Raw genomic sequence first — 12,170 nt, 5'->3', positions numbered from 1 at the left:
CCCTGCGCCTCGGCCGCCGCGCCGACCAGGGCGCGCGCCAGCGGATGGCCGCTGCCGGCGTCCAGCGCGGCCGCCACCTGCAGGCAGAAGTCGGACTGCATCAGGCCCAGCTGCTGGATTTCGTGCAGCACCGGACGGCCGTAGGTCAGCGTGCCGGTCTTGTCGAACACCACGTGGGTGGCGCGGTGCAGCGTTTCCAGCGTCTGCGGGCCGGTCACCAGCACGCCCTGGCGCAGCAGCGCGTCGGTGGCGGCGGCCAGCGCGGTGGGCGTGGCCAGCGACAGCGCGCACGGGCACGACACCACCAGCACCGCGATGGCGATCGGCCAGGCGCGGCGGGCGCTGTCGCCGTCCAGCCAGAACCAGAAGACAAAGGTGGCCAGCGCGAACAGCAGCAGCGCCAGCACGAACCAGCCGGCCACGTCGTCGGCCCACTGGGCGATGCGCGGCTTGTCGCGGCCGGCGCGGTCGATCAGTTGCACCAGGCGCGACATGGTGCTGTCCTGGGCAATGCGCGTCACGCGCGCCAGGATCACCGAGCCGGCGTTGATGGCGCCGCCCGGCAGCGCGTCGCCCACGTCCTTGGCCACCGGCGCGCTCTCGCCGCTCAGCAGCGACAGGTCCAGCACGGTGCGGCCGTCGACAATGACGCAATCGGCCGCCACCGCCTCGCCCGGCTTGATCATGATGACGTCGTCCACCGCCAGCGCGGCGGCCTTGACCAGGCTGGCCGCGTGGCTGTCCGGATACTGTTCCAGCAGCGTGGCCGAGGCCGGCAGCGCGTGCTGCAGGCGCTCCAGCGCGGCGCCGGCCTTGCGGCGCGCGCGCAGCTCCAGGTGGCGGCTGCACAGCAGCAGGAAGATGAACATCGTGACCGAATCGAAATACACTTCGCCCTGGCCGCGCACGGTGGCCACCACGCTGGCGCCAAACGCGGCCGCGATGCCCAGCGCCACCGGCACGTCCATGCCCAACGTGTGCGCGCGCAGGCTGGACCAGGCGCCGCGCCAGAACGGCAGCGCCGAGTAGCAGATGGCCGGCACCGTCAGCAGCAGGCTGGCCCAGCGCATCAGCGCGGCCATGCTGTCGTCCAGCGTGCCGGCGTCGGCCAGGTAGGCCGGCGCCACGTACATCATCACCTGCATCATCGACAGGCCGGCCACGAACAGCTGGCGGCCCAGCGTCCTGGCGGCCTTGCGTTGCTGCTCGCCGTGGCGCTCGGCGTCGTACGGATAGGCGGCGTAGCCGATCGCGTGCAGCGCGGCCAGGATGTCGCCGGGCTGGCAGGCCGCGCTGCGCCAGCGCACGTACAGGCGCTCGGTGGCGACGTTGAGCTGGGCGCTTTCCACGCCCGGCAGCTTGGCCAGGCGCTGTTCGATCAGCCACACGCAGGCGGCGCAGCGGATGCCCTCGACGGTCAGCGTGGTTTCGCGGCTGTCCTCGTCCAGCGCGAAGCGCGGGTCGGCGTTGTCGTACAGGCGCAGCTCGGGCGGCAGCATCTGCGCGCCCTCGGCGCTGGCGGCAAAGGCCGAGCGCTCGCGGTAGTAGGATTCCTGGCCGAGGTCGACAATGGTCTGCGCCACCGCCGCGCAGCCGGGGCAGCACATGGCGTGCTCGGCGCCGGCGATGCGCACGGTCCAGGCGGGATTGACGGCGGCCGGCAGCGCCAGGCCGCAGTGGTAGCAGACGCCGGCGGCGGCGGCCGGCGGCGCGAAGGTGCTCATTGATGTGGTGTCAGGCATAGGGTATCCATCCAGTCGGGCGCGATGCCGCCGGCCGCGCGGGCCAGGCCCAGCACGCCGAAGGCCAGCACCAGCAGGCCGCAGGCGATGCGCACGCGGCGCTGTTGCAGGGCGCGTTGCAGGCGGGCGCCGGCAAGGCCGAGGCCGGTCAGCATGGGCAGCGTGCCCAGGCCGAAGGCCAGCATGACGGCGGCGCCGTCGCCGGCCGAGCCGCTCAGCATGGCGGTCAGCAGCACGCTGTAGACCATGCCGCACGGCAGCCAGCCCCACAGCGCGCCCAGCGCGAAGGCCTGGTGCGGGCGGGTGGCCGGCATCAGCGATTTCATCATCGGCGCGATCACCGGCTGGGCGCGCGTCCACAGCACGCGGCCGCCCTGCTCCAGCACGGCCAGGCCGCGCCAGGCGTCCATCAGGTACAGGCCCAGCGCCACCAGCATCAGGTTGGCCAGCCAGTAAAAGCCCAGCTGCAGGCCGGCCAGCGAGGCGACGCTGTGGGCGCCGCCGGCCAGTCCGCCGGCCAGCGCGCCGGCCGCCATGTAGCTGGCGATGCGGCCGGCGTTGTACGACAGCACCCGCGTCAGCGCGCTGGCCTGGGGCACGGCCACGATGGGGATCACCGTGCGTGGCGGCGGCGCGGTGCCGACCGACAGCGCGCCGACGATGCCGCCGCACATGCCGACGCAGTGGACGCTGCCCGCGAGGCCCACCACCATCACCGGCAAGAGCTGGAGTGCGTTCATGGCGGGGTCAGATCGTCTTCGAGTAGCGCAGCGGTTGCGGGCCGTCGCTGCGCGGCAGGCTCAGGTAGCGGTCGAACACCATGCAGATATTGCGGATCAGCAGGCGGCCCTTGGCCGTCACCGTGATCCATTGCTCGTCCACCTGCACCAGGCCGTCGTCCTCGAAGGCGCGCAGCTTGTCGAGCTCGGCCGCGAAGTATTGCGGGAAGCGGATCGGGTAGGCTTGCTCGATGGACGAGATCGACAGCTCGAAATTGCACATCAGTTTTTGAATGACGATGCGGCGCAGCAGGTCGTCGGTGTCGAGCTTGATGCCGCGCGTGACCGGCAGCTTGCCGTCGTCGAGCTTTTCGTAGTACGCCTCCAGCGTTTTCTCGTTCTGGCTGTAGGTGGCGCCAACCGCGCTGATGGCCGACACGCCGCACGAGATCAGCTCGGCCTCGGCGCGCGTGGAGTAGCCCTGGAAGTTGCGCTGCAGCCGGCCCTGGCGCTGCGCCACGGCCAGCTCGTCGTCCGGCTTGGCGAAGTGGTCCATGCCGATGTAGACATAGCCGGCCGCGCACAGGCGGCGGATGCACAGCGCCAGCAGGTCCAGCTTGACGGCCGGCGTCGGCAGGTCGGCCTCGGCGATGCGGCGCTGCGGCTTGAACAGGTGCGGCAGGTGGGCGTAGTTGTACAGCGCGATGCGGTCGGGATTGGCGGCGATCACCTTGTCGAGCGTCTGCTCCATGCTGGCCATGGTCTGCTTGGGCAGGCCGTAGATCAGGTCGATGCTGATGGAACGGAAGCCGGCCGCGCGCGCCGCGTCCATCACGGCGCGGGTCTCGGCCTCCGGCTGGATGCGGTTGACGGCCTTCTGCACCTCGGGGTCGAAGTCCTGCACGCCCAGGCTGATGCGGTTGAAGCCCTGCGCCCGCAGCGAATGCACGCGCTCGACGCTGACGGTGCGCGGATCGATCTCGATCGAGTACTCGCCCTGGGCGTCGGAGGCGAACTGGAAGTTCTCGTGCAGGTGGGTCATCAGGTCGCCCATCTGGCGGTCGCTCAGGTAGGTCGGCGTGCCGCCGCCGAAGTGCAGCTGCTCGATCTGGCCCATGCCGGCGAACAGGCGGCCCTGCATGTCGATCTCCTGCTTCAGGTAGCCGAGGTAGGTGGCGGCCTTGCTGTGGTCCTTGGTGACGATCTTGTTGCAGCCGCAGTAGTAGCAGATGGTGTCGCAGAACGGGATGTGGATGTACAGCGACAGGGGCCGCTGGCTGCGGCGCATGCGCAGGCCGGCCACCGCCTCCAGGAACTGGCCGTAGCCGAATTCCGGCTGGAAGCGGTCGGCGGTCGGGTACGAGGTGTAGCGTGGGCCGGACTGGCTCAGCTTGCCGATGATGGCGGCGTCGAATTCGACGTCGGGGAAGGCGCCGCCGGTGTGGCTTACAGTGGTGTTCATGGTCATGCCGCGAGGCGTTTCATCGGTTGAGGTTGAGAGGTGGCGCGCAGCGGACGCACCTTGCGCGTGGTGCCGAACTTGAACAGGCTGACGGCCTGGGTCAGGCCGCCCGCTTCCATCGCCAGGCTGGCGGTGGCGGCGGCCGCCTCCTCGACCAGCGCGGCGTTCTGCTGCGTGACCTGGTCCATGTGGGCGATGGCGGCGTTGACCTGGTCGACGCCGATGCTCTGCTCGTGCGAGGCCACCGAGATTTCACGCATGATGGCCGTCACCTGCTGCACCGAGGCCACCACTTCCTTCATGGTGGCGCCGGCGCGGTCGACCTGCACCATGCCGGCGCTGACCTTGCCGACCGAGACGTCGATCAGGTTCTTGATGTCCTTGGCGGCGGTGGCGCTGCGCTGGGCCAGGTTGCGCACCTCGCCGGCCACCACGGCGAAGCCGCGTCCCTGTTCGCCGGCGCGGGCCGCCTCGACGGCGGCGTTCAGCGCCAGGATGTTGGTCTGGAAGGCGATGCCCTCGATCAGGCCGATGATGTCGACGATCTTGCGCGAGGAGGTGTTGATCTCGTCCATGGTGGCGATGACGTCGGCGACGATCTCGCCGCCCTGCACCGCGACGTTGGAGGCGTTCTGCGCCAGCTCGTTGGCCTGGGCCGAGTTGTCGGCGTTCTGCTTGACGGTGGACGAGAACTGCTCGACGCTGGAGGCGGTCTCCTCCAGGCTGGCGGCTTGCGCCTCGGTGCGGCCGGACAGGTCGGCGTTGCCGGCGGCGATCTGGCGGGTGGCCACGGCCATGGTCTCGACGTTGGTGCGGACGTCGCGGATGGTGGCGATCAGGTTGCTGTTCATCTGCTGCAGCGCGCGCACCAGCTGGCCGACCTCGTCGGTGGCGTCGGTTTCGAACGAGCACGACAGGTCGCCGGCCGCGATCGAGCGCGCCCCCTGCAGCGCCCGGCCCAGCGGCTGCAGCACCGACACCCGCAGCGTGTACCACAGGAAGACGTTGATCAGCAGGCCGACAAAGGTGGCGGCGAAGATGCCGTAGCTGTTGCCGCCGCCGCCCATCAGCGCGGCCGCGCAGACGACCACCTGCAGCACGTTGACCACGCTGGTGGCCAGCCAGATGCGCATGGCCAGCGACACATGGCCCAGGCGCGACAGCAGCGAGCCGGCGCCGGTGCGGATCAGCTGGCCGTTCTTGATGCGCAGGCCGTGCTTGCCGCCGGCGCGGATCGCGCGGTAGGCCTGCTCGGCCTTTTCGATCTGGTGGCGCTCGGGCTTGACCCGCACCGACATGTAGCCGGTGGTCTTGCCGTTGTCGCGGATGGGGGTGATGTTGGCGCGCACCCAGTAGAAGTCGCCGTTCTTGCAGCGGTTCTTGACGATGCCGGTCCACGGCATGCCGGCCTGGATCGAGTGCCACAGGTCGGCGAAGGCCTCGGCCGGCATGTCCGGATGGCGCACGATGTTTTGCGGCGAACCCAGCAGCTCCGCCTCGCTGAAACCGCTGACTTGCACGAAGTAGGGATTTACATAGACAATATTGCCATTTAGGTCAGTCTTTGACACGATGGCCTGGTCATCCAGGACTTCCACTTCGCGGTTGCTGACGGGCTGATTGTTGCGCATACGAGGCTCCGAGGGATATATATTGCTTTATCGCAATTGATACGATCAGTTTACGGAGTCCGGTCGCCAATTTTATTGATGTGGATCAAAAATCCCCAGATTGGGGTTGACAAGGGAATCATGAAACTTCAACGCCCCGTCGGCATTTTCGACGCCGGCATCGGCAGCTACGCCATCGTCGAGCGCGTGCGGGCAGCCTTCCCGGCGCAGGACGTGCTGTATTTCGCCGACCGCGGCAGTTTTCCCTACGGCGCCAAATCGCCGCAACAGTTGCTGGAAGTGGTGCAACGTGCTACCGCGTTCCTGCACGGGCAGGGCTGCGTGGCGGTGGTGCTGGCGTCCAACGCGCCCAGCGTGGTGGTGCTGGAGCCGCTGAGGGCGGCGGCGGCGGTGCCGGTGATCGGCATCTTCCCGCCGGTGGCGGAGGCGGTGCGGCGCTCGGCCAGCGGCCGGGTGGCGGTGCTGGGGGTGCGCTCGATGGTGGACAGCGCGGCCATGCAGGCGTATGCGGCGGCCCACCGGGGCGCCGGCGAGGTGCTGCTGGTGAACGCGTCGGCGCTGGTGGAGCTTGTGGAAAACTTTGACTTTGTCCACAGGCCGCAGGCGACCCAGGCCGCCGTCGACCGTTTCATCGGCGAACTGCGCGCCGCCCATCCGCGGGTGGACGTGATGACGATGTCGTCCACCCATCTGCCGTGGCTCAAGCCCTGCTTCGAGGCGGCCGCGCCGGACGTGCAATTCCTCGACCCGGCCGACAGCGTGCTGGACGAGCTGGCGCCCCACACCAGCGCCGGCGCCGGCCTGACGCGCTGCGTGGCCACCGCCAGCGCCGAGCTGAGCCTGGAGGACTTCAACACCGCGTTGCGCGCGCTGGGCACGCCGCTGCAGGCCGAGCTGGTGGCCGTCGCTTAGCCGTCCACCTGGCCGTTCATCCTAGTCGCTCACGCTGAGCGGACGCAGCGTGCCGACCGCGTAGCCCTGGGCGTAGTCCAGGCCCAGCTCGCGCACCACGGCCAGGGTGGGCTCGTCCTCGACGTACTCGGCCACGGTGCTGATGCCCATCACATGGCCGACCTCGTTGATGGCCTTGACCATGGCGCGGTTGATGGCGTTGTTGGCGATGTCGCGGATGAACACGCCGTCGATCTTCAGGTAGTCCACCGGCAGCGCCTTCAGGTAGGCGAACGAGGACAGGCCGCTGCCGAAGTCGTCCAGCGAGAAGCGGCAGCCCAGCGCCTTCAGCCCGGCCATGAAATCCTGCGCCTTGATCAGGTTGGCGATCACGGCGGTCTCGGTGATCTCGAAGCAGATCTGCTCGGGCGCGACGTCGTGCTCGACGAACTGCTCGATGATGTAGTCGCGCAGGCCCTCGTCGCTCAGCGAGCTGCCCGACAGGTTGACCGAGTACTGGGCCGGCGCCGGCTGGCGCTGCGCCACATACGCCTGCTGCGGCCCCAGGCTGTCGCGCACGCTTTGCACGTGGCGGCACACGGCCCGTATCACCCAGCGGTCGATGGCGGTCATCATGTCGTAGCGTTCGGCGGCCGGGATGAAGGCGCCGGGCAGGATCAGCTCGCCCTTGGCGGGCTGGATGCGGATCAGCACCTCGTCGTGCCCGCCGCCATGGCCGCACAGGCCGACGATGGGCTGGGCGTACAGCCGGAAATACTGGTGCTCGAACGCCTCGTTCAGGCGCGACACCCACAGCATCTCGCCCTGGCGGCGCGCCAGCCGCAGGTCCGAATCCTGGTACAGGTGCACGCGGTTGCGGCCGCGCTCCTTGGCCAGGTAGCAGGCCTGGTCGGCGGCGATCAGCAGCTCGGTCATCGACTTGCTCAGGTGGTTGATCTCGACCAGGCCGATGCTCACGCCCAGCTCGAAGGTGTGGTCGTCCCACACGAAGCGGAAGTTCTTGATCGATTGCCGCAGCTGGTCGGCGATCAGCAGCGCCTGGTCGGGCGGGCAGTGCGGCAGCAGCACGCCCAGCTCGTCGCCGCCCAGGCGGGCCAGGATGTCGCTGTCGCGCATCTGCGTCTGCAGCATCTTGGCCAGCAGCTGCAGCAGCAGGTCGCCGGCGCTGTGGCCGCAGGTGTCGTTGACGATCTTGAACTGGTCCAGGTCCATGTACAGCAGCGCGTGCACGTGGTTGTCCTGCTTGGCGCTGTGCAGCGCGTCGGCGATCTGCACCTCGAACTCGCGCCGGTTGATCAGGCCGGTGAGCGTGTCGTGGCTGGCGTTCCACGACAGCTGCTTGCTGAGCTTGCGCTCGTGGCTGACGTCGCGGAACACCACCACCGCGCCCAGCAGCTCGCCGCGGTCGGACCAGATCGGCGCGGCCGACTCCTCCACCGCCACGTGGCGGCCGTCGCGCGTGACCAGCTGGTTGTGCGACGAGGCGCCGATGGCCTGCTTGAGCCGCAGGCATTGCAGCGCCGCGTGCTCCGGGATCGGCGCGCCGGTGTCGTCGATCAGCTTGAGCGTGGTGGAGATGTGCAGGCCGCGCGCCTGTTCCAGCGTCCAGCCGGTCAGCTGCTCGGCCACGTGGTTCAGGTAGTCGGTCACGCCGGCCGCGTTGGTGGTGATGACGCCCTCGCCGATCGAGCGCAGCGTGACGGCGGCCAGCTCGCGCTCCCGCGCGGTGGCCTGCTCGTTTTCCTTGCGCTCGGTGATGTCCCAGACGATGCCCAGCGTGCCGACCGGCACGCCGTGCTCGTCGCAGAACACGTGGGCCTTGGCGGCCAGCCAGTGGCGGCTGCAGTCGGGCCACTGCACGCGGTACTCGACCTCGTAGCCGGTGCGCTTGTCGACCGCCTCCTGCATGGTGTCGAGCAGGTGGTCGCGGTCCTCGGGGCAGACGATTTGCAGGAAGGTCGAGAACGGCTGCGACAGGTCGCCCGGCGGCAGGCCCAGCAGGCTGGTGCCGGCCGCGAACCATTTGACGGTGCTGTCGATGACCTTGCCGTTTGACAGTTCCGAATCCCAGATCATCATGCGCGCGGCGTCCAGGGCCATGCGCAGGTGCCGCTGTGCTGATTCCATACCGGCCTCCTTTCGCTGTTTGAGCGAAAGGACGGAAAAGAGTTCCGTGGCCGGCTGAAATTTTTTAAGCCGGATCAGCCCAGCTCGCCGGCGCCGCCGGTCTTGAGGGCCGCGACGTCGCGCACGTTCTTCTGCACCGCCACCGCCGCGAACAGGCTGAGCGCGAAGCCCATGGCGTAGAAGCCTTTTTCGCTGGGCGCCAGCGTGGCGTTGAACAGGCCCACGCCCAGCAGGCCGATGACCAGCAGGATCGAGGTCCAGCACAGGCTGAAGTACAGGCCGCTGACCGGGACGCCCTCGCTGCGGTCGCGCACCGATTTCTGCAGCGAGACGGCGGCGAACAGGCCGTACATCAGCAGCGTGAAGTAATAGCCTTTTTCGTTCAGCGCCATGGTGGCGTTCCACAGGCCGATCAGGTAGGTCAGGGCGCCGGCGATCAGGGCGACCCAGGAGGCGGCGATAAAGGCGGTGGTCGGGCCTTGGTGGTGGATATGGGCCATGTGTGCTCCTTGCAGTGGGGTGTGGCGGCGCCGGACGGCGCCCGCTGCGGGATCATATCAAAAAGGCCAATGTTATTTTCTGATAATTCGCAACAGTTTTCCGCCCACCATCACCACCGCCAGCGTCAGCGCGCCGGCGGCGATGCCAGCCAAGGCGTCCAGCGCGACCGGCGCGGCCCAGGCCAGCAGCGGCCCGGCCGCCGGCACCGTGGCCGCCGCCCCGGTGGCGTGGTGGATCAGGTCGTGGGCGCCGGGCAGGCCGTGGGTCAGGATGCCGCCGCCGACCATGAACATGGCCGCCGTGCCCACCACCGACAGCAGCTTCATCAGCTTGGGCGCGGCCGCCAGCAGCACCCGGCCCAGCGCGCGCACCGCGCTGCCGCCGCGCCGGCTCAGGTAGAGGCCGGCGTCGTCCATCTTGACGATGCCGGCCACGATGCCGTACACGCCCACCGTCATCACGACGGCGATGCCGGCCACCACCGTCACCTGCTGCAGGAAGCCGGCGTCGGCCACCGTGCCCAGCGCGATCACGATGATCTCGGCCGAGAGGATGAAGTCGGTGCGGATGGCGCCCTGGATCTTGTCCTTTTCCAGCGCCACCAGGTCGACGTCGGGATCGCTGACGGCGTCGGCCAGCTCGCCCAGGTGCTGGTCCTCCTGGTCCTGGTGCAGCAGGCCGTGGGCGATCTTCTCGAAGCCCTCGAAGCACAGGTACAGGCCGCCGGCCATCAGCAGCGGCGTGATGGCCCACGGCGCGAACGCGCTGATGGCCAGCGCGGCCGGCACCAGGATGGCCTTGTTCTTCAGCGAGCCGAGCGCCACCGCCCACACCACCGGCAGCTCGCGCTCGGCGCGCACGCCGGCCACCTGCTGGGCGTTGAGGGCCAGGTCGTCACCCAGCACGCCGGCGGTTTTCTTGGCCGCCATCTTGCTCATGAGGGCGACGTCGTCGAGGATGGAGGCGATGTCGTCGATCAGCGCCAGCAGGCTGGTGCCGGCCATTAACGTTGCTCCTGCGGGGTGTGGGTCATGGGATTTCCTTGGTTGATTTAGCAATCTTAACCGATGACGGGCCGGGCGGCGAAACGCCAACGCCGCTACAATGTGCTGACGACGCAGCACGGTGCTGCGGCCCACCGCACGGGACCACCATGAGCTTCGCCACCTGGATCACCTTTTTCATCGCCGCCTGCATCATCGCCGTCTCGCCCGGCTCGGGCGCGGTGCTGTCGATGTCGCACGGCCTGTCGTTCGGCGTGCGCCGCACCACCGCCACCATCCTCGGCCTGCAGAGCGGCCTGATGCTGCTGTTCTTCATTGCCGGCGCCGGCGTCGGCTCGCTGCTGCTGGCGTCCGAGGTGGCGTTCAACATCGTCAAGACGGTGGGCGCGCTGTACCTGATCTACCTGGGCCTGAGCCAGTGGCGCTCCAAGGTCAGCGTCAGCGCCCGGCAGGACCGCGCCGAGGTGGTGGTGCCGACCGCGCGCAAACGCTTCCTGACCGGCTTCCTGACCAACGCCACCAATCCCAAGGGCATCATCTTCATGGTGGCGGTGCTGCCGCAGTTCATCACCCAGGGCTCGCCGCTGCTGCCGCAGCTGCTGGTGATGGCGGCCACCATGTGCTGCATCGACCTGGTGGTGATGCACAGCTACGCCTTCCTGGCCTCGTCGATGCAACGCTTTTTCCGCGACGCCGGCGCCGTCAGGAAGCAGAACCGGGTGTTCGGCGGCCTGCTGATGGCGGTCGGCGCGGCCTTGTTCTTCGTCAAGCGCGGCGGCGCAAGTACCTGATTTTCCTATGATTTGTAACCCGGTGTAATCCCGGTAGTCGAATTGCCCGGCGCGGCGTTACATTAAAAACAAACTAGGAGACGCCGCCATGAGCCGCAAAATCATCCGTTCCGCCGTGCTGGCCGCCCTGGCCGGCGTTTGTTCGTTCGCGCTGGCGGATCCGCCCGCCATGGTCGGCCGCATTTCGGCGGTGCAGGGCCAGGTCACGCTGGTCGGCGACGACGAGCCGGTCGCCGCCGGGCTGAACTGGCCGGTCACCGGCGCCAGCCACCTCACCACCGCCAGCGGCGGCCGCACCGAGTTCCGGGTCGGCTCGACGGCGGTGCGGCTCGATGGCGACTCCGACCTGGAAATCACCGAACTGGACGACGAGCTGCTGCGGCTGCGGCTGAATTACGGCAGCGTCAGCATCCGCGTGCGCAGCCCGGAGCTGCTGCGCGATTTCGAACTGAACACGCCGCAGGCGCGCATCACGCTGCTCGAGCCGGGCCTGCTGCGGGTCGATGTCGAGCGCGTGGCCGACACCAGCCAGGTCAGTGTGCTGGCCGGCAGCGCGCGGGTGGATGGCGCCGGCTCGTCGGTGACGGTCAGTCCCGGCCGCCATGTCGACGTCAGCAGCGTCGACGTCAGCACCAGCGTGGCGCGGCGCGACGGCTTCGATGTCTGGTCCGACGAGCGCGACCGCGCCGCCGAGGTGGTGGTGGCCTCGCGCTTCGTCTCCACCGGCATGACCGGCTACGAGGAACTGGACCGCAACGGCAGCTGGAGCGACAGCGTCGAGTACGGCGCGCTGTGGACTCCGCGCAATGTCGCGGCCGACTGGGCGCCCTACCGTGACGGCCGCTGGGTCTGGCTGGCGCCGTGGGGCTGGACCTGGGTCGACAACGCGCCCTGGGCCTACGCGCCGTCGCATTACGGCCGCTGGGTGGTGGTCAACCGCCGCTGGTGCTGGGCGCCGGGGCGGCCCGCCGGACGGCCGGTGTGGGCGCCGGCGCTGGTGGGCTGGGTGGGCGGCAACGGCTTCGTGCGCGACCACCGGCCCGGCCTGGGCTGGTTCCCGCTGTCGCCGCGCGAGCGCTATGTGCCGCCTTACCGGGTGTCGTCCGATCATGAGCGGCGCCTGGTGTGGACCCACACCGGCCGGCAGTTCGAGCCGCGCGCGGTGGATCCCGGGCGGCACGAGGGCCTGACCGTGCTGCCGCGCGACCAGTTCGAGGGCCGCCATCGCAGCGTGCAGGTGCCGCGCGGGCCGCAGGTGATACCGGCTTCCGCGCTGGCGGC

General features: G+C 69.1%; 10 protein-coding genes. 3 read left to right on the top strand and 7 right to left on the bottom strand.

Annotated features, from left to right (window positions below; all coding sequences use genetic code 11):
- The 4 genes from GTP90_RS32645 to GTP90_RS32630 form a co-directional block, all read right to left on the bottom strand.
- Nucleotides 1-1,742: heavy metal translocating P-type ATPase (locus tag GTP90_RS32645; protein WP_161087421.1), on the bottom strand; the 1,742-nt coding region annotated here is incomplete at its 3' end.
- A complete protein-coding gene (locus GTP90_RS32640) occupies nt 1,721-2,482 on the bottom strand; it encodes a sulfite exporter TauE/SafE family protein (protein ID WP_161087420.1) in 762 nt (253 codons plus the stop codon). The genes GTP90_RS32645 and GTP90_RS32640, both read right to left, overlap by 22 nt.
- A gap of 7 nt (nt 2,483-2,489) precedes the next feature.
- Nucleotides 2,490-3,923 (bottom strand): oxygen-independent coproporphyrinogen III oxidase, encoded by a 1,434-nt coding sequence (hemN, locus tag GTP90_RS32635; protein WP_161087419.1) that lies wholly within the window; start codon nt 3,921-3,923, stop codon nt 2,490-2,492.
- A 2-nt stretch (nt 3,924-3,925) separates the two neighbouring features.
- Nucleotides 3,926-5,554 (bottom strand): methyl-accepting chemotaxis protein, encoded by a 1,629-nt coding sequence (locus tag GTP90_RS32630; RefSeq protein ID WP_161087418.1) that lies wholly within the window; start codon nt 5,552-5,554, stop codon nt 3,926-3,928.
- A gap of 120 nt (nt 5,555-5,674) precedes the next feature.
- Between GTP90_RS32630 and GTP90_RS32625 the strand changes: the two genes are divergently transcribed.
- Entirely contained in the window at nt 5,675-6,466 is a 792-nt protein-coding gene (locus GTP90_RS32625; protein ID WP_161087417.1) for a glutamate racemase, read from the top strand.
- Nucleotides 6,467-6,487: 21 nt separating this feature from the next.
- On the opposite strand, the gene GTP90_RS32620 is transcribed toward GTP90_RS32625, so the two are convergent.
- The 3 genes from GTP90_RS32620 to GTP90_RS32610 all read right to left on the bottom strand — a co-directional run bounded on the left by GTP90_RS32620 (nt 6,488) and on the right by GTP90_RS32610 (nt 10,098).
- Nucleotides 6,488-8,593 (bottom strand): EAL domain-containing protein, encoded by a 2,106-nt coding sequence (locus GTP90_RS32620; RefSeq protein WP_161087416.1) that lies wholly within the window; start codon nt 8,591-8,593, stop codon nt 6,488-6,490.
- A gap of 74 nt (nt 8,594-8,667) precedes the next feature.
- The gene (gene yiaA, locus GTP90_RS32615) at nt 8,668-9,093 is read right to left on the bottom strand and encodes an inner membrane protein YiaA (protein ID WP_161087415.1); all 426 of its coding nucleotides are present in this window, start codon (nt 9,091-9,093) and stop codon (nt 8,668-8,670) included.
- 72 nt (nt 9,094-9,165) lie between these two features.
- Nucleotides 9,166-10,098, bottom strand: a complete 933-nt coding sequence (locus GTP90_RS32610) for a DUF808 domain-containing protein (protein WP_161087414.1) — start codon at nt 10,096-10,098, stop codon at nt 9,166-9,168.
- A gap of 149 nt (nt 10,099-10,247) precedes the next feature.
- Between GTP90_RS32610 and GTP90_RS32605 the strand changes: the two genes are divergently transcribed.
- Nucleotides 10,248-10,889, top strand: coding sequence for a LysE family transporter (locus GTP90_RS32605; RefSeq protein WP_161087413.1), 642 nt, complete (start codon nt 10,248-10,250; stop codon nt 10,887-10,889).
- A gap of 88 nt (nt 10,890-10,977) precedes the next feature.
- Nucleotides 10,978-12,170, top strand: a 1,193-nt coding sequence (locus tag GTP90_RS32600; RefSeq protein ID WP_161087412.1) for a DUF6600 domain-containing protein, incomplete at its 3' end; no start/stop codon positions are given.

Source organism: Duganella vulcania, assembly GCF_009857655.1.
In the GTDB taxonomy this organism is placed as follows: domain Bacteria; phylum Pseudomonadota; class Gammaproteobacteria; order Burkholderiales; family Burkholderiaceae_D; genus Rugamonas; species Rugamonas vulcania.
The sequence above is the reverse complement of the archived record's forward strand: the minus strand, read 5'-3'. Positions and strand labels throughout refer to the sequence as shown.